The sequence below is a fragment of the Kitasatospora sp. NPDC048662 genome, from assembly GCF_055587065.1.
Window position 1 is genome coordinate 661,131 of the sequence record NZ_JBVJHA010000002.1, and the last position, 21,059, is coordinate 682,189.

The window sequence follows — 21,059 nt, forward strand, 5'->3', positions numbered from 1 at the left end:
CCCTCCGCCCGCCCCGGCACCCGTCCCTCCCCAGGTGTCCGCCATCCGGCCACCTCTCCGATCTGGCACCGGGTGCCACCTATGCTGTTGCCCGTCGGACAGCGCGGTCCGCACCCGTCACCCGCACTGCGGTGATGGCAGAGCCGTTGCCGAACACCCCCACCACCACAGGGAGCCAGCCGTGACCGCTCCGATCCCCACGCCCACCGAGCACGCGGACAACGCCGCGCTGCGGGCGGACATCCGCCGCCTCGGCGACCTCCTCGGCGAGACCCTCGTGCGTCAGGAGGGCCCGGAACTGCTGGGCCTGGTCGAGCAGGTGCGCCTGCTGAGCCGTACCGACGGCGAGGCGACGGCCCAGTTGCTGGCGTCGATCGATCTGGAGACCGCCGCGAAGCTGGTACGCGCCTTCTCCACCTACTTCCATCTCGCGAACGTCACCGAACAGGTGCACCGCGGACGGGAGTTCGCCTCCCGCCGGGCCCGCGAGGGCTCGGTGCTGGCGCAGACCGCCGACCAGCTGAAGGAGGCGGACCCGAAGCACCTGGCCGACACGCTGGCCCACCTCGCGGTGCGTCCGGTGTTCACCGCGCACCCGACCGAGGCGGCCCGCCGCAGCGTGCTGAACAAGCTGCGCCGGGTCGGTGAGCTGCTGGAGCGGATCCACCGCGAGCAGGCGGCGACCGGCCAGGCCGACTCCGCCCGGCAGACCTCCGCGCGGAGGCAGGCCGACCGCCGCCTCGCCGAGGTGATCGACCTGCTGTGGCAGACCGACGAGTTGCGGATCGCCCGCCCGGAGCCGACCGACGAGGCCCGCAACGCCGTCTACTACCTGGACGAGCTGTACCGCGAGGCGGTGCCCGCGGTGCTGGAGGAGCTGCACGAGGAACTCGCCCGGGTCGGCCTGACCCTGCCGGAGGGGGTGCGCCCGCTGACCTTCGGCACCTGGATCGGCGGCGACCGCGACGGCAACCCGAACGTCACCCCGCAGGTCACCTGGGACGTGCTCAACCTCCAGCACGAGTACGGCATCAAGGACGCGCTGGCGGCGATCGACGACCTGCGCGCCTCGCTGTCCACCTCGGTGCGCCTGGCGGGCGCCTCCGAGGAGCTGCTGACCTCGCTGGACGCCGACCTGACGCACCTTCCGGAGCTGAGCCCGCGCTACAAGCGGATGAACGCCGAGGAGCCGTACCGGCTGAAGGCCACCTGCATCCGGATCAAGCTCGACAACACCCGCGACCGGCTGGCCGCGGGCACCCCGCACGTCCCCGGCCGCGACTACGTCGGCACCCGGGACCTGATCGCCGACCTGAAGCTGATCCAGGACTCGCTGCGCGCCCACCGCGGCGGCCTGATCGCCGACGGCCGGCTCGCCCGGGCGATCCGCACCATCGAGGCGTTCGGCCTCCAGCTCGCCACCATGGACGTCCGCGAGCACGCCGAGGCGCACCACCACGCGCTGGGCCAGCTGTTCGACCGGCTCGGCGAGGAGGCGTGGCGCTACACCGACATGCCGCGCGAGTACCGCCAGCGCCTGCTGTCGAAGGAGATGCGCTCGCGCCGCCCGCTGGCCCCGACCCCGGCCCCGCTGGACCCGGCGGGCGCCAAGACGCTCGGCGTGTTCAGGACCATCCGGCAGGGCTTCGAGCGGTTCGGCGACGAGATCGTCGAGTCGTACATCATCTCGATGTGCCAGGGCGCGGACGACGTCTTCGCGGCCGTGGTGCTGGCCCGCGAGGCGGGGCTGATCGACCTGCACGCGGGCATCGCCAAGATCGGCATCGTGCCGCTGCTGGAGACCACCGACGAACTCCAGCAGGCCGACCGGATCCTGGAGGAGATGCTCGCCGACCCCTCGTACCGGCTGCTGGTGTCGCTGCGCGGCGACATCCAGGAGGTCATGCTCGGCTACTCGGACTCCTCGAAGTTCGGCGGCATCACCACCTCGCAGTGGGAGATCCACCGCGCCCAGCGCCGGCTGCGCGACGTGGCGCACCGGTACGGGATCCGGCTGCGGCTGTTCCACGGCCGCGGCGGCACCGTGGGCCGCGGCGGCGGCCCCTCGCACGAGGCGATCCTCGCCCAGCCCTGGGGCACCCTGGAGGGCGAGATCAAGGTCACCGAGCAGGGCGAGGTGATCTCCGACAAGTACCTGCTGCCGTCGCTGGCCCGGGAGAACCTGGAGCTGACCCTCTCCGCCACGCTGGCCGCGTCCGCGCTGCACACCGCCCCGCGTCAGGCCCCGGAGGAGCTGGCCCGCTGGGACGCCGCGATGGACCGGGTCTCGGAGGCCGCGCACACCTCCTACCGGGCGCTGGTGGAGCAGGAGGACCTGCCGAAGTACTTCTTCGCCTCCACCCCGGTCGACCAGCTGGCCTCCCTGCACCTGGGCTCCCGCCCGTCCCGCCGCCCCGACAGCGGCGCCGGCCTGGACGGCCTGCGGGCCATCCCGTGGGTGTTCGGCTGGACGCAGTCCCGGCAGATCGTCCCGGGCTGGTACGGCGTCGGCTCCGGCCTGGCGGCGGCCCGCGCGGCCGGCCTGTCGGACGTGCTCGACGAGATGTACGGGAACTGGCACTTCTTCCGCAACTTCCTGTCCAACGTCGCCATGACGCTGGCCAAGACCGACCTGCGGATCGCCCGCCACTACGTCGAGCAGCTGGTGCCCGCCGAACTGCGGCACGTCTTCGACCAGATCACCGCCGAGCACGAACTGACGCTGCGCGAGGTGCTGCGGCTGACCGGCGAGTCCGAGCTGCTGGAGCACAACGAGGTCCTGAAGCAGACCTTCACCGTCCGCGACGCCTACCTCGACCCGATCTCCTACCTCCAGGTGGCGCTGCTGCGCCGCCAGCGCGAGGAGGTCGCACTCGGCCGCCCCGAGGACCCGCTGCGGGCCCGCGCCCTGCTGCTGACCGTCAACGGCATCGCGGCCGGCCTGCGCAACACCGGCTGACCGGACGCGACGAGGTCCGCTCCCCGGGGAGCGGACCTCGTTCGTCTGCCTAGGCCTTCTTGCGCTTGCGCAGCCAGGTCGCCGCACCGCCGGCCACCACCACCAGGCCGCCGCCGACGGCGTACACGCCGGCCGAGCCGACGGAGCCGGTGGGCGGGGCGAGCTTGGCCGCGGCCGGCTCGGGGGTGACGGTGCTGACGGGTTCGGCGGCCAGCGCGGGCGTGCCGGCCCATCCTCCGGCGGCCAGGCACAGCACGGTGCCACCGACGACCTTGCCCACACGCTTCGAGCGGATCACGCTCCATACCCCCAGTGACGGCACTTCAATCCTTGCACCGGGTCCGACGGTATCCGATTCCTGGCGTGTTCTGACCACCAGTCAGCTTCCACGAGGCAAGCGTTGCATGAATGTTGTGTACGGAGGGTGGTCGGCGCCGGTCAGGAGTTGTAGTTCTGCTGTGCGCGTTCCAGGCCGTCGGCGAGCAGTGCCTCGACGGCGTCCGCGGAGCGGTCGACGAACCAGTCGAGGTCCTTGCGCTCGGTGGACGAGAAGTCCTTGAGCACGAAGTCGGCGACCTCCATCCGGCCGGGCGGACGGCCGATGCCGCAGCGCACCCGGTGGTAGTCGGGGCCGAGCGACTTGGTGATCGACTTCAGGCCGTTGTGGCCGTTGTCGCCGCCGCCGAGCTTGATCCGCAGGCCCGCGTAGTCGAGGTCGAGTTCGTCGTGGACGGCGATGATCGCCGAGGCGGGCACCTTGTAGAAGTCGCGCAGCGCGGTGACCGGACCGCCCGAGAGGTTCATGAAGCTCATCGGCTTGGCGAGGATCGCCCGCTTGCCCGACAGGCGCCCTTCGGCGACCTGGGCGCGGCTCTTGTGGGCCTTGAACCTGGCGCCCATCCGCTGGGCCAGCAGGTCGACCACCATGAAGCCGATGTTGTGCCGGTTGCGGGCGTAGCCCTCGCCGGGGTTGCCGAGGCCCACCACCAGCCAGGGGCCGTCGTACTCGCTCATGCCGCTCCTCACGCGGGTGTCGTTGCGTCGTCCATCATCCCGGACATGCCGCTGCCCCGGCCGCCCGCGCGGAAGCGGGACGGCCGGGGCAGCGGCGGAGAAGATCGCGAGGATCAGGCCTCGACAGCGGCCTCTTCGCCCTCGGCGGCCTCGGCGGCCTCGGCCTCTTCTTCCTCGGTGGCCTCGGGGGCCTGGGCGCCGATGACCTGCAGGACGACGGCGTCGGCCTCGACGGCCAGCGCGACGCCGGCCGGCAGGGCGATGTCGCCGGCGGTGATGGAGGCGCCGGCCTCCAGGCCCTCGATCGAGACGGTGACGGACTCGGGCAGGTGGGTGGCCTCGGCCTCGATCGGGAGGGCGTTCAGCACGTGCTCGATCAGGTTGCCGCCGGGGGCCAGCTCGCCCTCGGTGTGGACCGGGATCTCGACGGTGACCTTCTCGCCGCGCTTGACCAGCAGCAGGTCGACGTGCTCGATGGAGCGCTTGATGGCCTCGCGCTGCACGGCCTTCGGCAGCACGTACTCGTCCTTGCCGTCGATCGGGACGACCAGCAGGGCGTTCGGGGTCTTCAGGGCCATCATCAGGTCGTGGCCGGGCAGGTTCAGGTGAACCGGGGCGTGGCCGTGGCCGTAGACGACACCGGGGACGAAGCCGGCGCGGCGGGCGCGACGGGCGGCACCCTTGCCGAACTCGGTGCGGGACTCAGCGGCGATGCGGATCTCGGACACGACTGCACTCCTCGGAAATGCGAAGGGGTGCAGGAACGACAGAACCGCCGGGCCACACCCTCAGTTGCGTTTGGGGGGACACTCGGCGGTTCGATCAAAGCGCATCGTTCTCGCGCGTCGATCACGGAGCACCGAAATGGGCATCCCTCGCCGAGCAGTCTCCCCAGACTAACCGGGGGGTGGCGCGGACGTGAAATCGGCCCCCGGTTCCAGACGGAACCGGGGGCCGAATCAAGGATCCGACGGGGGGTCAGCTCCCGTGAGGGATCAGTGCACGCCCTCGAACAGGCTGGTGACCGAGCCGTCCTCGAACACCTCGCGCACGGCGGCGGCGATCGACGGGGCGATCGACAGCGTGGTGATCTTGTCCAGCTGGAGCTGGGCCGGGGTCGGCAGGGTGTTGGTGAACACGAACTCGCTGACCCGGGAGTTCTTCAGCCGGTCCGCGGCGGGGCCGGAGAGCACGCCGTGGGTGGCGGCCACGATGACGTCGGCGGCGCCGGCGTCGAACAGCGCGTCAGCGGCGGCGCAGATGGTGCCGGCGGTGTCGATCATGTCGTCGACCAGGACGCAGGTGCGGCCCCTGACGTCACCGACCACCTCGGCGGAGAGGATGGTGTTGGCCTGCGTCATGTCGCGGCGCTTGTGGATGATCGCCAGCGGGGCGTCCAGGCGGTCGCACCACTGGTCGGCGACCTTCACCCGGCCGGCGTCCGGCGAGACGATGGTCAGCTTGGACCGGTCGGCGACCCGGTCACCGACGTAGTCGGCGAGCATCGGCAGCGCGAACAGGTGGTCGACCGGGCCGTCGAAGAAGCCCTGGATCTGCGCGGTGTGCAGGTCCACGGCCATCAGGCGGTCGGCACCGGCCTGGCGCAGCAGGTCGGCGATCAGGCGGGCCGAGATGGGCTCGCGGCCGAGGTGCTTCTTGTCCTGCCGGGCGTAGCCGTAGAACGGGAGGATCGCGGTGATGCTGCGGGCCGACGCGCGCTTCAGCGCGTCGATCATGATCAGCTGCTCCATGATCCACTGGTTGATCGGAGCCGTGTGGCTCTGGATCACGAAGCAGTCGGCGCCGCGCGCGGAGTCCAGGAATCGGACGTAGATCTCGCCGTTGGCGAAGTCCAGGGCCTTGGTCGGGACGAGTTCGGTGCCCAGTACGCGGGCGACCTCCTCGGCAAGTTCCGGGTGGGCTCGACCGGAGAAGAGTTTGAGCTTCTTCTCGCCGGAGGTCGTGATCCCGCTCACTGCACCGTCTCCTCGTGTTATTGCCACTCAGGGTGAGTACGCCGAGGCACGGCCCAGCAGGCCCGATGGCGCACGTATGTACTTCAGGTTACGCGCCCCGGACCGCGGCCGACGGCCGGGGACCTGTCCTCAGGATTCCCCGGCCGCCGCGTCCGGCTACTCCGCGGAGGATGCCGCGGCAGCCGCGCGGGCGGACGCCGAACCGGGCCGCTTCCGCTCAACCCAGCCCGCGATGTTGCGCTGCTGGGCCCGCGCGACGCCCAGCGAACCGGCCGGAACGTCGTTGGTGATCACGGATCCGGCGGCGGTGTACGCGCCGTCACCGACCGTGACCGGGGCGATGAACATGTTGTCGGAACCCGTGCGGCAGTGGGCCCCGATGACCGTGCGGTGCTTGTTCACGCCGTCGTAGTTCACTGTGACCGACGCCGCACCCACATTGGTGCCCTCACCGATCGAGGCGTCCCCGATGTACGACAGGTGCGGCACCTTCGCGCCCTCGCCCAGCTCGGAGTTCTTGATCTCCACGTAGGTGCCGGCCTTCGCCTTCCGGGCCAGCTTGGTGCCCGGCCGCAGGTACGCGTACGGGCCGACCGAGGCCTCCGGGCCGATCTCGGCGCGCTCCGCCGTGGTGTTGCTCACACGGGCGCCCGCGCCGACCGAGGTGTCGGTCAGCGTGGTGTGCGGGCCGACCTCGCAGCCCTCGCCCAGGTGGGTCGCGCCGAGCAGCTGGGTGCCGGGATGCACCAGGGCGTCCGGCTCGTAGGTGACCTGGACGTCCAGCCAGGTGGAGGCCGGGTCGACCACCGTCACGCCGGCCCGCATCGCCCGCTCCAGCAGCCGGTCGTTGAGCAGGCGGCGGGCCTCGGCCAGCTGCACCCGGTCGTTGATGCCGACGATCTCCCGGTGGTCGGCGGCCACCACCGCGCCCACCCGGTGGCCCTCGCGGCGCAGGATCTCCAAGGTGTCGGTCAGGTACTCCTCGCCCTGCGAGTTGTCGGTGCCGACCAGCGACAGCGCGTGCGCCAGCAGCTTGGCGTCGAACGCGAACACCCCGGAGTTGATCTCGTTGACCGCCAGCTGCTCGGGGCTCGCGTCCTTGTGCTCGACGATCGCGGCGACGGCGCCGTCCGCCTCGCGCAGGATCCGCCCGTAGCCGGTGGCGTCGGGGACCAGGGCGGTCAGCACGGTGACGCCGTTGCCCTGCTCGGCGTGCGCGGCGGCCAGCGCGGACAGCGTGCCGCCGGTCAGCAGCGGCGCGTCGCCGGTGGTGACCAGCACGGTGCCGTCCAGCTCCACGCCGTCGGCGGTCAGCGCCCGCAGGGCGGTGCGCACCGCGTGGCCGGTGCCGAGCTGCTCGGTCTGCACGACGGGGCGGGCCGCCGGGTAGTGCTCGGCCAGGTGCGCCTGCACCAGCTCGCGCAGGTGGCCGACCACCACCAGCAGCTGACCGGGCGTCAACTCCTGGGCGGCGGACACGGCGTGGCCCACCAGGGAACGGCCGCAGATCTCGTGCAGCACCTTCGGCAGGGCCTTGGACTTCATCCGCGTACCGCCCCCGGCGGCGAGCACGATCACGGCAGCGGGCTGGTTGGCACTCACGCGGGAAGACTCCTCGGTCGATGCGGGGTGAGGGTGCACCGAGAATACCGAGACGAGACGGACGGAAAACGACCGAAACAGTCGCAAAGGGCTCCGCCGCTAGGATTCGAACCCAGACAAAGGCCTCCAAAGGGCCCTGTGCTGCCATTACACCACGGCGGAAAAGCGCGGTTACCGCGCCCCGCACAGCCTACGGGTTGACGGCCCGTAGCTCCACCACCTTCCGCCAAGCACACGAACGACGCACCCGCCACGGACCGGCGTCCGGCACGAATCCCGCCGACGAACACCGCGACACGCCCGCGCGCGAGCCTTCCGCTTACCGCCGTCCGATACCTACGATGCCGTAGGTTACGGAAACGTAGGTATCCGCTGGCACCACCCTCCTCCCCGGGACGCGCCATGACCATCCAGGCCGGGCAGGCGCCGCCGAGCGCCGCCGAGGACCTTCTCCCCCGCATGTCCGCCACCAGGGGCGGCGAGAAACAGGGCCCCCTGGAACGAGCCACCCTCGCCCTGTTCATCGCCGTGCCGTTCCTGGCCCTGCTGGCCGCCGTCCCGGTCGCCTGGGGCTGGGGGCTGTCCTGGCTGGACGCCGGCATCGCCGTCGCCATGTACTTCCTCACCTGCCACGGCATCACCGTCGGCTACCACCGCTACTTCACCCACAGCGCGTTCAAGGCCAAGCGGCCGCTGCGCATCGGCCTCGCCGTGCTCGGCTCGTTCGCCGTCGAGGGCCCGCTGGTGCGCTGGGTCGCCGACCACCGCAGACACCACCGCTTCTCCGACAAGGAGGGCGACCCGCACTCCCCGTGGCGCTACGGCGAGAGCGTGCCCGCCCTGCTGAAGGGCCTGTGGTGGGCGCACATGGGCTGGATGTTCGACGAGGAGCAGACCCCGCAGCTCAAGTACGCGCCCGACCTGGTCCGCGACCCGGCCATGCGGCGCATCTCCCGGCTGTTCTGGCTGTGGACGACGCTCTCGCTGGCGCTGCCCGCGGTGATCGGCGGCCTGGCCACCTGGAGCTGGCAGGGCGCGCTGTCCGCCTTCTTCTGGGGCTCGCTGGTCCGGGTCGCCCTGCTGCACCACGTCACCTGGTCGATCAACTCGATCTGCCACGCGGTCGGTTCACGCCCCTTCAGGTCCCGCGACAAGTCCGGCAACGTGTGGTGGCTGGCCGTGCTGTCCTGCGGCGAGTCCTGGCACAACCTGCACCACGCCGACCCGACCTCGGCCCGGCACGGCGTGCTCCGCGGCCAGGTCGACTCCTCGGCGCGGGTCATCCGCTGGTTCGAGAAGGCGGGCTGGGCCGCCGACGTCCGCTGGCCGGGTGCGGAGCGGATCGCCGCCCGCCGCGCCGCATGAGGCAGCGCCTGCAGCATGATGGAGGGGTGAACGGGACCAACGGAGACAGCGCCGGCCATCAGCAGCCTTCGCGGCGCGGCGGGGCCCGCGGCGCCGCCGCGAAGACAGGCGGCCGGGTGCGGATGACCGGCAAGCAGCGCCGCGAGCAGCTGCTGGAGATCGGCCGGACGGTCTTCGCCGAGCGCGGCTACGACGGCACCTCGGTGGAGGAGATCGCCGAACGCGCCGGGGTCTCCAAGCCGGTCGTCTACGAGCACTTCGGCGGCAAGGAGGGCCTGTACGCGGTGGTCGTCGACCGCGAGATGCAGCTCCTGCTGGACATGGTCACCGGCGCGCTCACCGGCGGACACTCCCGGGAGCTGCTCGAACAGGCCGCGTTCGCGTTGATGGACTACATCGACACCTCCACCGACGGCTTCAAGATCCTGGTCCGGGACTCGCCGGTGGCCCAGTCCACCGGCTCGTTCGCCTCGCTGATCAGCGACATCGCCACCCAGGTCGAGGACATCCTCGGCCTGGAGTTCAAGTCCCGGGGTTTCGACGCCAGGCTGGCACCGATGTACTCGCAGATGCTGGTCGGCATGGTGGCGCTGACCGGCCAGTGGTGGCTGGAAGTGCGCAAGCCCGCCAAGGCGGAGGTCGCCGCCCACCTGGTCAACCTGGCCTGGCACGGCCTGGAGGGCCTGGAACGGCACCCCAAGCTGGTCGGGGACCGCAAGAACTGACCGGCCCGGCCCCGCCACCGGGGCCACCGGGCCGACCCGCACGACAGGAGAACCCGTTGGCGGTCTTCCTGCTGGCCCTCGGCGCGGCCTGCTGCCTCGGACTCGGCTTCGTCCTGCAGCAGCACGCCGCCCAGCGCGCCCCCAGCGGCGACCTGCTGCGCTGGCGGCTGCTGCTCGACCTGATGAGGATGCCCGACTGGCTGCTCGGCATCGGCTTCATGATCGCCGGCCAGGTGCTGTCCGCGCTGGCGCTCAGCCAGGGCGAGGTCACCCTGGTCGAGCCGCTGCTGGCCACCAACCTGGTCTGGGCGATGCTGCTGGCCCGCCGGATCACCGGCACCCGGCTGGGCCGCTCCGGGTGGATCGGCGTGGCGCTGATCGCACTCGGCGTCACCGCGTTCATCGCCGCCGGCCAGCCCCAGGGCGGCGGCCCCGGCGTCGGGCCGCTGCGGCAGTGGCTGGTCATCGGCACCGTCTCCGGCCTCGCCGTGCTGCTGGTCTCGGTGGCCCGCCACCTCCCGCTGTTCGAGGAGGCCACCCTGCTCGCACTGGCCGCCGGCCTGCTCTACGGCCTCCAGGACGCGCTCACCCGGGCCACCTTCGACCTGATCGACCGGCACGGCGTCACCGCCGCGTTCGCCTCCTGGCAGCCGTACAGCGTGGTCTGCATCGGCGTGGTCGGCCTGCTGCTGGTGCAGTCCGCGTTCGAGGCCGCACCGCTGCGGATGTCCCTGCCCGCGCTCACCGCCGCCCAGCCGCTGGCCGGCATCGCCTGCGCGGTCGGCTTCCTCGGCGACCGGGTCCGGATCACTCCCGCCGCGCTGGCCTGGCAGAGCGCCGGGATGGCCGCGATCGTGGTCGGCGTGGTGGTGCTGGGCCGCCACCCGGCCCTGCCCAGCGCGAAGCGATGATCAGTCAATTCACCTGCGCGGTCGGCTGGTTCTTCAGGGCCACCGCGAACACCCGGCGGAACGGGAACACCGTGCCGTGGTCGGTCGCCGGGTAGGCCTCGCGCAGCAGCGCGCCGTACTCCGCCAGGAACTCCTGCCGCTCGGCCGGGTCGGGCAGCCGCTCCAGCACCGGGCGCAGCGTGGTGCCCTTGACCCACTCCAGCACCGGGTCCGGCCCCTGGAGCACCGTCAGGTACGTGGTTTCCCAGACGTCGGCCGTGCAGCCCGCGGCCAGCAGCGCCTCCAGGTAGCGCGCCGGGGCGTGGCAGGACGCGTCCGGGCGGACGGTGCCCAGCCGCTCGCGCCAGCGGGCGCTGCCGCGCAGCTCGGCGAGCAGGGTGTGGCTGGGGGCGGCGAAGTTGCCGGGCAGCTGGAAGGCGATCACCCCGCCGGGGCGCAGCGCGGCCGCCCAGCGGGGCAGCAGGGTGAGGTGGTCGGCGGTCGGGGTGTCCATCCAGTGCAGGGCGGCGTTGGACGCGATCAGGTCGGGCCGCTCGGGCGCCGGGTCGTACGCGGTGACGTCCTGCAGCCGGTACTCGGCACTGGGCTCGCCCGTGGTGCGGGCGGCCTCCAGCAGGGCGGGCGAGGTGTCCAGGCCGAGCAGGCGGGCCCCGGGCCAGCGGCGGCGCAGCACGGCGGTGGAGTTGCCGGGGCCGCAGCCGAGGTCCAGCACGGTGGGGCGGGGCGGGAGTTCGGGGACCCGGGCGAGCAGTTCGCCCAGCGGCCGGATGCGTTCCTCCGCGTAGCGCAGGTACTGGTGGGCGTCCCAGTCGGCGGGCATGGCGAACCTCCAGAAGTATCTCGACGTCAAGATATCTTTCGAGCGCCGAGCGTTCCTTTGTTATCTCTTGATGTCAAGAGACTTCACATCGACACATCCGCCGATACACTGATCCTCATGGAGGACGAGGTCGACCGCCTGGTCGCAGCATGGCGCCGAGAGCGCCCCGACCTCGACGTGGAACCCCTTGAGGTCCTCAGTCGGGTGAGCCGACTCGCCCGCCACCTGGACCGCGCCCGCCGCACCGCCTTCGCCGAGCACGGCCTCGAACCCTGGGAATTCGACGTCCTCACCGCGCTGCGCCGGGCCGGCGACCCCTACCAGCTCTCCCCCGGCCAGCTCCTCACCCAGACCCTGGTCACCTCCGGCACCATGACCAACCGGATCGACCGCCTCACCACCAAGGGCCTGGTCGTCCGCCTCCCCGACCCCGACGACCGCCGCGGCGTCCTGGTCCGCCTCACCGACGCCGGCCGCGACAAGGCCGACCAGGCCCTGGCCGGCCTCCTCACCCACGAACGCGAGATCCTGGCCCGGCTGGCACCCACCCAGCGCGCCGAACTCGCTTCCCTGCTGCGCCAGTTGGTCATCCCCTTCGACCGCGCAGGTTAGGGCTCCTCAGGAGGCCCCGCAGGGGCCCGGGGAACGGCGGGGCCGAGTCTGCGGTTGATCAACAGGGCGCTGAGCGTGCATACGTTTTTGGTCTCCCGGTACCTCAAGACACCCGAAGCAGCACGACCGCATCGCAGGGTTCGACCATCCGCAGTCCCGGCCTCGCCGTTCCCCGAGCCCCCAAAAACTAAAACCCGTCCGGGTACAGGGCCGAAAGCGCCGGAGGCTTGTCCGGGGCACTCTTGTAGCCGGGGAGCAGCGCCGCCAGGCAGTTGCGGACGACAGGGTCCTCGTTGCCCGTCGCGGCCCCGTACAACGCGGTGAGACCCCCGGCCAGATCCTCGACGCCAGTCGCATTCGCCGCCGTCGCGAAGATCCGCGGGTGCGCGGTGGGAAGCCGTTCCTCGGTGTCCGAGAACAGTGCCTCGTTGAGCTTCTCCCCCGCCCGCAGCCCGGTGTAGCGGATCTCGACCTCGTCCGCGTCCAGCTGGACCTGTTCCGCGAAGTTGTGGACCAGATCCACAATCCGCACCGGCTCGCCCATGTCGAGCACGAAGACCTCGCCGCCTTCGGCCATCCGTCCGGCTTCCAGCACCAGGCCGACGGCCTCCTCGATGGTCATGAAGAACCGGGTGACGTCGGGGTGGGTGACCGTCACGGGCCCGCCGCTGCGCAGTTGTTCCTCCAGGACGGACAGCAGCGAGCCGCGCGAGCCGAGCACGTTGCCGAAGCGGACGGCGGCGAACACGCCGGTGCCGAGGTTGCGGGCGTCCCGCGCGTTGGCCTGGACGATCAGCTCGGCGAGGCGCTTGCTCGCGCCGAGGACGGACGTCGGGTCGGCGGCCTTGTCGGTGGAGATCAGGACGAAACGTTCGACGCCGGTGGCGAGCGCGGCCTCGACCAGGTGGTCGGTGCCGAGCACATTGGACTTGACGGCCTCGCTGGGGTGGCGTTCCAGCAGCGGCAGGTGTTTGTGCGCGGCGGCGTGGAAGACCACCTCGGGGCGCAGGTCGCGGAAGATCTGCTGGATCCGCGGGCGGTCCCGGATGTCGGCGATCACCAGGGATTCGTCGGTGAGCAGCGCCTCGCCCCAGATGTCGAGCTGGAGCCGGTGCAGGTTGGATTCGTCGTGGTCGAGCATGTAGAGCGCGGCCGGGCCGAACGCCTGGACCTGGCGGCAGAGTTCGCTGCCGATGGAGCCGCCCGCGCCGGTCACCAGGACCCGGCGGCCCTCGATGACGGTGCGCACGTCGGGCGAGACCACGTGCACCTCGTGGCGGCCGATCAGCCGGTTGACGTCCAGGGTGCGCAGGTCGGAGCCGACCACGGCGCGGCGCAGCGCGGACAGGAAGGACGGCAGGTAGCGGACGGCCGCGCCGGCCGCGGCCGCGGCGGTGGCGAGTTCGCGGACGCGCTGGTGCGGCAGGCCGGGGATGGCGAGGACGACCACCTGGGCGCGGTGGGCGAGGGCGTGGCGGGTGAGGTCGGCGAGCGGGCCGAGGACGGGGCGGCCGCAGACGTGCCGGCCGGCCTTGGCGGGGTCGTCGTCCAGTACCCCGACGGGGGTGAGGCCGAACTCCGGGGTCCGGTCCAGGTCGCGGACCAGTGCCGTGCCGGCCGCGCCGGCCCCGACGACCAGGGTGCGCAGGCCGGCCGCGCCGAAGCGCTGCTCGGGACTGCGGGTGCGGGTGCGGGCTGCGTGCGGGCGTGCGGAAGCGCGGTGCGGCAACATCTGACCTCCGGTCTCGCTGATCACGGAGTGGAACCTGCTCGGAAGGCGGGGCTCGTTCAGCCCGCGCCGGGGCCTGCGGTCGAGGCGACGGTCGGCGGTGGGACGGGGGCTGGCGCGGCGGGCGGCGAGGGCGGCTCGGAGGGGGCGATCCCGGCGCGGCGGGCGACGGCGACCGCCGCGAGCGTGGAGTGCACCCCCAGCTTGCCCAGGACGTTCTGCATGTGGGTGCGGACGGTGTGCGGGGACAGGAACAGCCGCTCGGCCACCGCCTGTCTGCCCAGGCCCGCCACCATGCAGCGCAGCACCTCCTCCTCGCGGGGGGTGAGCGCGGCGACCAGGCGTTCGCTCTCGGAGCGGTCCCGCCGGGCGGAGGTGAGTTCGCGGACCACCCCGGTCAGCAGGGCGGGCGGCAGGTGGGTCTCCTCGCGCAGCACGCCGCGGATCACCGCCATCAGCGCGCCCAGCGAGCTTTCTCGCGCCACCCAGCCGTTGGCCCCGGCCTGCAGGGCGCGGACGGCCCGCTGCGGGTCGTCGGTGACGGCCAGCATCACGGCCCGCAGCGCCGGGTGGGCCCGGCAGGCCCGGCCGACCAGGGCGATCCCGTCGCCCGGCGGCCGCGCCCCGTCGGCGGGCGGCCGCGCGGCGGCCGGTGGGTGCGTCAACTGCCCGGCAACGGGCCGGTGTTGGGGCACTCCCGGGAGGTGGCGGGGCTGCGGCACGGAGCCGCGCTGCGGTGGTGGCGCGACGGCGCCGAGGTCGGCGTCGACCAGCAACACGTCGTACGGGCGGCGTTCGACCGCCGCCCGTTCCAGCGCGCGTTCGGCCGCGGCGGCACTGCCGGCCGCCCCGACGTCCACGTCGGGCTCGGCGGCGAGTGCCGTGGCGAGTGCCTCGGCGAAAATGCGGTGGCCGTCGACCACCAGGACGCGAATCCGCCCCATCGTCCTGCCCCCCTGCTCCTGGCCCGACCCCCACCGGTGCCTGAATCAGCGTACGGGCGGCCACCCGTACGGCGTGGGGATTTGGTGAAGTTCCGGTACGCAGGGACTTCGGGGGTCGGAGTCGGGCCGGGAGCGGGGCTGGTCAGGCGCGGTGGGCCAGGGTGAACTCCCAGGCGTCGGCGACGATCCGGTCGAGTTCGGAGTGCTTCGGCGTCCAGCCGAGGGTCTCCCGGGCCCGGTCCGCGGCGGCCACCAGCACCGCCGGGTCGCCCGGACGGCGGTCGGCGAACTGCACCGGGATCTCCCGGCCGGTGACCCGCTTGACCGACTCGATCACCTCGCGCACCGAGAAGCCGGTGCCGTTGCCGAGGTTGCAGATCAGGTGCTCGCCGGACTTGGCGGCGTCCAGCGCCAGCAGGTGCGCCTCGGCCAGGTCGGCGATGTGGATGTAGTCGCGGATGCAGGTGCCGTCCGGGGTCGGGTAGTCCTCGCCGAACACCGCGATGTGCGGGCGCTGCCCGAGCGCGGCCTGGAACACCAGCGGGATCAGGTGCGACTCCGGCTCGTGCCGCTCGCCGTAACGGCCGTACGCCCCGGCCACGTTGAAGTACCGCAGGCTGACGGCGGCGAGGCCGTGGGCGATCGCCTCGGAGGTGATCAGGTGGTCCACGGCGAGCTTGGTGGCGCCGTAGGCGTTGGTCGGCGAGGTGCGCGCGGTCTCCTTGATCGGCACCTCCTCCGGCTCGCCGTACACCGCCGCGGTGGAGGAGAACACCAGCTTGCCGACGCCGGCCTTGCGCATCGCCGACACCAGCTCCAGCGAGCCGGCCACGTTGTTGCGCCAGTACTTCTCCGGGTCCGCCACCGACTCGCCGACCTGCGAGGACGCGGCGAAGTGCAGCACCCCGTCGAAGGACGGGTCGAGCACCTCGGCAGCGTCCTGGATCCGGCCGCGGACGAACTCCGCACCGTCCGGCACGGCCTCCGCGAAACCGGTCGACAGGTCGTCCAGCACCGTCACCCGGTGCCCCGCCTCCAGCAGGTGCGCCGCCACCACGCTGCCCACGTAGCCGGCTCCGCCCGTGACCAGGTACTTGCTCATGCCCTCGACCTCCGCAACACTCGGTGTTCCTCGCTCGGAGCATATGGCACTTGACCAAACGGCCGGTCCGACCGCCCAGTTCTGACGGTGCGCGCTCTGCAACGCCGGTTCGCCGCCCGGGTGGGCGTCCCCCCGAAGTGGGTGATCCCGCGCCACCGGATCCACGAGGCCCTGGAGGCGGCGCAGCGCCCGGGTGCCCCGGACTGGTCCCGGCTCGCCGCCGAGCTCGGCCACCGCGACCACGCACACCCGACCCGCGAGTTCACCCGCACCGCCGGCGTCCCGCCCTCCGCCTTCGCGCGCCGCGCTGAACACCCTTGGGTTTCAAGTCAGTTGATCCAGCATCCCGGTGCGGGCGGCCAGCGCGGCGGCCTCCAGCCGGGAGCGGGCGCCGAGCTTGGTCAGCACCCGCTGGACGTGCGTGCGCGCCGTGGACGGGGCGATCCGCATCGCGGCGGCGATCGCCGCGGTGTCCTCGCCGTCGGCGATCCTGGCCAGCACCTGCACCTCGCGGCGGGTCAGCAGGCGCAGCAGCCGCACCGCCTCGTCGTCGGGTTCGACGACCGGCCACAGCAGGTGCTCGAACGCGGCGCGCAGCACCTCGACGGCGACGGCCGCCTCCCCCGCCCGCACCCGGGCGATCGCCCGGTCCACCACGTCGATCCGCTCGTCGCTGCGCACATAGCCCGCCGCACCGGCGGCGAACGCGGCGGCGACCCGGCCGGGCGCGCTCAGCGGCCCCAGCACCACCACGGCGATCTCCGGACGGTCGCGGCGCAGCCGGCGCAGCGTGTCGAACGGGTCGTCGGGGCCGGCGGCCGTGCCCAATAAGCAGACCTCGGGGCGCCGCCCGACGACCAGGTCCAGCACCGCACCGCACGGCGAGCCCACCCCGAGCACCCGGTGGCCGCGCTGTTGCAGGGCGGTGCCCAGGGCTTCGGCCATCAGTCGGTGATCGTCCGCCACCACGAGCCGCACGCTCATGCCGCCCCCTCCCCGGTTCGGCAAGACAGACGCACCATCACAGCGCATTCGTGCGCGGGCCGCCAGGGGACGTACCGGGCAGGGCCCGTGGTTTGGCGAAGACTTGAGGGAGCGCGGAAACGCGCAAACGCCAAAGGCCCCGCCGAACGGCGGGGCCTTTGTCTGCTGAGCCCCCATGCGGAATCGAACCGCAGACCTTCTCCTTACCATGGAGACGCTCTACCGACTGAGCTATAGGGGCTTGTTGCTCCGGGTTCCTCTCGGTTCCCCTTGCGACGAGGGAGACATTACATGGTCGGCGGACCGGTTGGGAAATCCGCTTCGACCAGGTGGGCGGGCTAAACTGCCCGAGAAGACCCGATCTGCCGTGCAATGTCGCCCAGCAGCCGCGAACTCCCGTTCGGCGAAAGCGCGTGATCCTGTGTCAGCCCCCGGCCGCAGTCGTCCTTCCCCCGACCGTTCCGCCTGGTGGGCGCTGGCGTTGCGGCCGGCCCGGCCGCCGGTGCCGTGGCGGCCGATGGTGCGGGCGGCGCTCGGGATGGCGGTGCCGCTGCTGGCGGGCCTGCTGTTCGGCCGGCTGGATCTCGGGGTCTTCGCGGGGCTGGGCGCGATGCACGCCACCATGAACGACCGGGTGGAGCCGCTGCGGCTGCGCGCCCCGCGGATCGCGCTGGCGCTGACCGCCTCCACCACCGGCATGCTGATCGGCGCGGCGCTCCAGCACCACGGCGCGAGCGGGCTGCTGGTCGGCCTCGCCCTGACCCTGATCGGCTTCGCCGGCGGCGCCCTGTCCGCGACCGGCCCGCGCGGTTCGGCGGCCGGGATGCTGCTGCTGGTGTCGGCCTCCCTCGGCGGCGGCATGGCGCTGCCGCACCCGTGGTGGGCGGCGCCCGCGATGATGCCGTGCGGCGCGGCGCTGGTGCTGCTGCTGGGCGTGCGCTACCGCACCGACGTACGGACCGACCCGCGCACCGTCGCGCTGGCGGACGTCTACCGGGCGCTCGGCGGCCTGCTGGCCGCGCTCGGCACCCCGGACGGGGCGGCGGCCCGCCGGGTGCTGACCGGGCGCCTCAACCAGATGCAGGACCTGCTGCCACCGTCCCGCCCGGGCCGCCAGGAGTCGGAGCGGCTGCGCCGGCTGCGCCGCTCGTACGAGGCCGCGCTGGGCGCCACCGAGGCCGCCGCCGGGCTGCTCTGGGCGTGGCGGCCGGTGCCGCCGGAGCTGGCCCGGTTCCCGGCGGCGCTGGCCCGGCAGATCACCGGCGGCCCCGAGCCCGCGTACCCCGACTGGCAGCCGGACACCCCGTCCAGGACGGCGTTCGACACCGCGCTGCGGGCCGCTGCCGACACCGTCGCGGGCCGCTGGGCCCCGCTGGACACCGCTGCCCCGCCGCCGCCCGACCCGTGGCGGCTGCGCGCCCGCCTGCTCTCGCGCGGCTCGGTGCGGTACGGCCTGCGGGTCGCGCTGTGCGTGGCGGTCGCCGAGGCGGCCGTCAACGCGCTGACGCTGAGCCGCAGTTACTGGGTGCCGCTGACGGTGGCGTTCGTCCTGAAGCCGGATCTGGGCTCGGTGTTCCAGCGGGCCGTCAGCCGGGTGCTGGGCACCGTGCTCGGCATCGCGGCGACGGCGGCGTTGCTGGCGCTGACCACCGACGAGTGGGCGCTGGGCGTCGCGGTGTCGCTGTGCGTGGCGCTGCTGCCGTACTCGACGGCCGCGCACTACGGGCTGAACACCGCCGTGATGACGCCGGTGGCGCTGATCCTGGTGCAGCTCGGCGGGGAGAGCGGCGCCGCCGAGTTCTGGCCGCGGGTGCTGGACACCACGCTCGCCAGCGCGATCGTGCTGGTCTTCGGCTACCTGTTGTGGCCCGAACGCACCCCGCACCGGATCGAGCCCGGCATCGTCACGGCCGCCGCCACCGTCCGCGAATACCTGGCCGCCGTGGCCCGGGGCGAGCCCGTCGCCGAGGTGTGGCTGCGCCGCACCGTCTACCGGGCCCTGGCCGACGCCCGTCGGCAGGTCGACCTGGGCCTGGCCGAACCCCCGCCCGCCGGACGCCTCGCCGAACAGTGGCTGCCCGCCACCGCCGCGCTGGAGCGGCTGTCCGGCGCGGTCGCCGCGTACGCCGCCCAACTCCGGTACGGCGGACGGGAACCCGAGCCGGAGGTGATCGAGCGGGTGCTGCACTCGCTCGACCGCCTCACCGACGCCGCCCGCGCCCACCACCCGCCGTCCGGCCGCGCCGCCCGCCCGACCGGGCCGCACGACCCGACGCGCAGCGCGCTGGCCCGCGCCGCGGACGAACTGGACCAGCTGCTGGTCGGCTGACGGCCCGCACGAGCTTCGGCGGATCAGACCTGCTCGGCCAGCTCCAGCCAGCCCATCTCCAGCTCCTCCTTCTCCTCGCGGACCTTGCGCAGCTGCGCGTCCAGCTCGGCGACCTTGGAGAAGTCGGCGGCGTGCTCGGCCAGTTGGGCGTGCAGCTTGGACTCCTGCTGGTCCAGCTTGGCGATCTGCCGCTCCAGCTTCTGCATCTCCTTCTTCGCCGCCCGCAGGTCGCCCGCCGACAGGCCGGAGCTCTCCGCGCCGACGGCCGGGACCTGCGCGGCCGCGGCCGCGGCGGCGGCCTCCGCCATCGCGGTGCGGCGCTCCAGGTACTCGTCCACGCCGTTCGGCAGCATCCGCATCCGGCGGTCGCCGAGCAGCGCGTACGAGGTGTCGGTGGTCCGCTCGATGAAGAACCGGTCGTGGCTGATCACGATCATCGAGCCGGGCCAGCCGTCGAGCAGGTCCTCCAGCTGGTTGAGGGTCTCGATGTCCAGGTCGTTGGTCGGCTCGTCCAGGAACAGCACGTTCGGCTCGTCCATCAGCAGCCGCAGCAGCTGGAGCCGGCGGCGCTCACCACCGGACAGGTCGCCGACCGGCGTCCACTGCTTGTCCTTGCCGAAACCGAACTGCTCGCACAGCTGCCCGGCGCTCATCTCCCGGCCCTTGCCGAGATCCACCCGGCCACGGACCTGCTCGACCGCCTGCAGCACCCGGGTCTCCGGGTCCAGCTCGGCCACCTCCTGCGAGAGGTACGCCAGGCGGACGGTCTTGCCGACCTTGATCACGCCACCGGCCGGCTGCACGTCCCCGTCGGTCGCGTACGCGGCCTGCATCGCCCGCAGCAGCGAGGTCTTGCCGGCGCCGTTCACACCCAGCAGACCGATCCGGTCGCCCGGGCCGAGCTGCCAGGTCAGCCGCTCCAGCAGCAGCTTCTCGCCCGCCTTGACGGTCACGTCCTCCAGATCGAAGACCGTCCGGCCCAGGCGCGCGTTGGCGAACTTCATCAGCTCGGACTTGTCGCGGGGCTCCGGCACGTCCGCGATCAGCGCGTTCGCCGCCTCGATCCGGTAGCGCGGCTTGGACGTCCGGGCCGGGGCGCCGCGACGCAGCCACGCCAGCTCCTTGCGGGCCAGGTTCTGCCGCTTCTGCTCCTCCGTCGCCTCGATCCGGGAGCGCTCGGCACGGGCGAACACATAATCCGAGTAGCCGCCCTCGTACTCGCGGACCTCACCACGCTGAACGTCCCACATCCGGGTGCAGACCTGGTCCAGGAACCACCGGTCGTGGGTGACGCAGACCAGCGCGGAACGGCGGTTCTGCAAGTGCTTCGCCAGCCAGGCGATGCCCTCGACGTCCAGGTGGTTGGTCGGCTCGTCCAGCACGATCAGGTCCGGCTCGCCGAGCAGCAGCTTCGCCAGCGCGATGCGCCTGCGCTCACCACCCGACAGCGGCCCGATCACGGTGTCCAGGCCGTTCGCGAACCCCGGCAGGTCCAGCCCACCGAACAGCCCCTGGATGATGTCCCGGATCCGGGCATCGCCCAGCCACTCGTGGTCGGCCCGGTCCGCGATCACCTCGTGCCGGATCGTCGCCTTCGGGTCCAGCGAGTCGTGCTGCGTCAGCACCGCCATCTGCAGACCGCCCGAGTGGGTGATCCGCCCGCCGTCCGGCTCCTCCAGCTTCGCCAGCATCCGGATCAGCGTCGTCTTGCCGTCCCCGTTCCGGCCCACCACCCCGATCCGGTCGCCCTCACTGACGCCAAGACTCACCCCGTCCAGCAGGGCCCTGGTGCCGTACACCTTGGTGACGGACTCGATGGTGGCGAGGTTGACGGCCACGAAGCTGCACTCCTGTGAGGAAGGGGGGTGGAACGAACCCCAGCCTAGTGCGCAGCGGGAGCGAAATCGGGGGCGCGGGGGGAGCTGCGAACGCAGGTGGGCGCGAAACAGGGGCGCGGGGAACTGCGCGAAGCGAAAGGCCCCAACCG

General features: G+C 72.5%; 17 protein-coding genes, 2 tRNA genes and 1 pseudogene. 7 read left to right on the forward strand and 13 right to left on the reverse strand.

Annotated elements, in window-relative coordinates; genetic code table 11:
- The first annotated feature begins 181 nt into the window (after positions 1–181).
- Complete coding sequence (gene ppc, locus ACZ6R9_RS08935) at positions 182–2,959, forward strand: phosphoenolpyruvate carboxylase (RefSeq protein WP_465537337.1); 2,778 nt, start codon at positions 182–184, stop codon at positions 2,957–2,959.
- 49 nt (positions 2,960–3,008) lie between these two features.
- Here ppc and ACZ6R9_RS08940 read toward each other — a convergent pair whose 3' ends face one another.
- From ACZ6R9_RS08940 to ACZ6R9_RS08965, 6 genes are all read right to left on the reverse strand, one after another.
- A complete protein-coding gene (locus ACZ6R9_RS08940) occupies positions 3,009–3,239 on the reverse strand; it encodes a hypothetical protein (RefSeq protein WP_465537339.1) in 231 nt (76 codons plus the stop codon).
- Between the two features lie 158 nt (positions 3,240–3,397).
- Positions 3,398–3,973, reverse strand: a complete 576-nt coding sequence (gene pth / locus ACZ6R9_RS08945) for an aminoacyl-tRNA hydrolase (RefSeq protein WP_380479704.1) — start codon at positions 3,971–3,973, stop codon at positions 3,398–3,400.
- A 113-nt stretch (positions 3,974–4,086) separates the two neighbouring features.
- Positions 4,087–4,701, reverse strand: a complete 615-nt coding sequence (locus ACZ6R9_RS08950) for a 50S ribosomal protein L25/general stress protein Ctc (protein ID WP_380479702.1) — start codon at positions 4,699–4,701, stop codon at positions 4,087–4,089.
- A 267-nt stretch (positions 4,702–4,968) separates the two neighbouring features.
- A complete protein-coding gene (locus ACZ6R9_RS08955; RefSeq protein WP_363480300.1) occupies positions 4,969–5,949 on the reverse strand; it encodes a ribose-phosphate diphosphokinase in 981 nt (326 codons plus the stop codon).
- A 156-nt stretch (positions 5,950–6,105) separates the two neighbouring features.
- Positions 6,106–7,551: a bifunctional UDP-N-acetylglucosamine diphosphorylase/glucosamine-1-phosphate N-acetyltransferase GlmU gene (gene glmU, locus ACZ6R9_RS08960; RefSeq protein ID WP_465537342.1), complete on the reverse strand. Its 1,446-nt coding sequence runs from the start codon at positions 7,549–7,551 to the stop codon at positions 6,106–6,108.
- 91 nt (positions 7,552–7,642) lie between these two features.
- Positions 7,643–7,713, reverse strand: a tRNA-Gln gene (locus ACZ6R9_RS08965).
- A gap of 240 nt (positions 7,714–7,953) precedes the next feature.
- Between ACZ6R9_RS08965 and ACZ6R9_RS08970 the strand changes: the two genes are divergently transcribed.
- The 3 genes from ACZ6R9_RS08970 to ACZ6R9_RS08980 all read left to right on the forward strand — a co-directional run bounded on the left by ACZ6R9_RS08970 (position 7,954) and on the right by ACZ6R9_RS08980 (position 10,552).
- A complete protein-coding gene (locus ACZ6R9_RS08970) occupies positions 7,954–8,916 on the forward strand; it encodes an acyl-CoA desaturase (RefSeq protein ID WP_380479698.1) in 963 nt (320 codons plus the stop codon).
- A gap of 122 nt (positions 8,917–9,038) precedes the next feature.
- A complete protein-coding gene (locus tag ACZ6R9_RS08975) occupies positions 9,039–9,641 on the forward strand; it encodes a TetR family transcriptional regulator (RefSeq protein WP_380479879.1) in 603 nt (200 codons plus the stop codon).
- 56 nt (positions 9,642–9,697) lie between these two features.
- Positions 9,698–10,552, forward strand: coding sequence for a DMT family transporter (locus ACZ6R9_RS08980; RefSeq protein WP_380479696.1), 855 nt, complete (start codon positions 9,698–9,700; stop codon positions 10,550–10,552).
- Between the two features lie 4 nt (positions 10,553–10,556).
- Here the strand turns inward: ACZ6R9_RS08980 and ACZ6R9_RS08985 are convergent, their stop codons facing one another.
- Positions 10,557–11,372 carry a methyltransferase domain-containing protein gene (locus tag ACZ6R9_RS08985; RefSeq protein WP_465537345.1) on the reverse strand — a complete coding sequence of 272 codons (816 nt, stop codon included), beginning with the start codon at positions 11,370–11,372 and terminating at the stop codon, positions 10,557–10,559.
- A 117-nt stretch (positions 11,373–11,489) separates the two neighbouring features.
- Between ACZ6R9_RS08985 and ACZ6R9_RS08990 the strand changes: the two genes are divergently transcribed.
- Positions 11,490–11,984, forward strand: coding sequence for a MarR family winged helix-turn-helix transcriptional regulator (locus ACZ6R9_RS08990; RefSeq protein ID WP_380479693.1), 495 nt, complete (start codon positions 11,490–11,492; stop codon positions 11,982–11,984).
- Positions 11,985–12,171: 187 nt separating this feature from the next.
- Here the strand turns inward: ACZ6R9_RS08990 and ACZ6R9_RS08995 are convergent, their stop codons facing one another.
- The 3 genes from ACZ6R9_RS08995 to galE all read right to left on the reverse strand — a co-directional run bounded on the left by ACZ6R9_RS08995 (position 12,172) and on the right by galE (position 15,759).
- On the reverse strand, positions 12,172–13,716 hold the full coding sequence (locus tag ACZ6R9_RS08995; RefSeq protein ID WP_465537347.1) for a polysaccharide biosynthesis protein: 1,545 nt from the start codon (positions 13,714–13,716) through the stop codon (positions 12,172–12,174).
- 56 nt (positions 13,717–13,772) lie between these two features.
- The gene (locus tag ACZ6R9_RS09000) at positions 13,773–14,657 is read right to left on the reverse strand and encodes a LuxR C-terminal-related transcriptional regulator (RefSeq protein WP_465537349.1); all 885 of its coding nucleotides are present in this window, start codon (positions 14,655–14,657) and stop codon (positions 13,773–13,775) included.
- A gap of 142 nt (positions 14,658–14,799) precedes the next feature.
- Entirely contained in the window at positions 14,800–15,759 is a 960-nt protein-coding gene (gene galE, locus ACZ6R9_RS09005) for a UDP-glucose 4-epimerase GalE (RefSeq protein WP_465537351.1), read from the reverse strand.
- A gap of 87 nt (positions 15,760–15,846) precedes the next feature.
- Between galE and ACZ6R9_RS09010 the strand changes: the two are divergent.
- Positions 15,847–16,053 (forward strand): annotated as a pseudogene (locus ACZ6R9_RS09010) (helix-turn-helix domain-containing protein); the annotation flags it as partial.
- 30 nt (positions 16,054–16,083) lie between these two features.
- Here the strand turns inward: ACZ6R9_RS09010 and ACZ6R9_RS09015 are convergent.
- A complete protein-coding gene (locus ACZ6R9_RS09015) occupies positions 16,084–16,743 on the reverse strand; it encodes a LuxR C-terminal-related transcriptional regulator (protein WP_465537353.1) in 660 nt (219 codons plus the stop codon).
- A 168-nt stretch (positions 16,744–16,911) separates the two neighbouring features.
- Positions 16,912–16,984 (reverse strand) — tRNA-Thr (locus tag ACZ6R9_RS09020).
- A 180-nt stretch (positions 16,985–17,164) separates the two neighbouring features.
- On the opposite strand from ACZ6R9_RS09020, the gene ACZ6R9_RS09025 reads away from it, so the two are divergent.
- Positions 17,165–19,072, forward strand: a complete 1,908-nt coding sequence (locus tag ACZ6R9_RS09025; RefSeq protein ID WP_465537355.1) for an FUSC family protein — start codon at positions 17,165–17,167, stop codon at positions 19,070–19,072.
- A 23-nt stretch (positions 19,073–19,095) separates the two neighbouring features.
- Here the strand turns inward: ACZ6R9_RS09025 and ACZ6R9_RS09030 are convergent, their stop codons facing one another.
- Entirely contained in the window at positions 19,096–20,910 is a 1,815-nt protein-coding gene (locus ACZ6R9_RS09030) for an ABC-F family ATP-binding cassette domain-containing protein (protein WP_380479683.1), read from the reverse strand.
- Positions 20,911–21,059 lie beyond the last annotated feature (149 nt).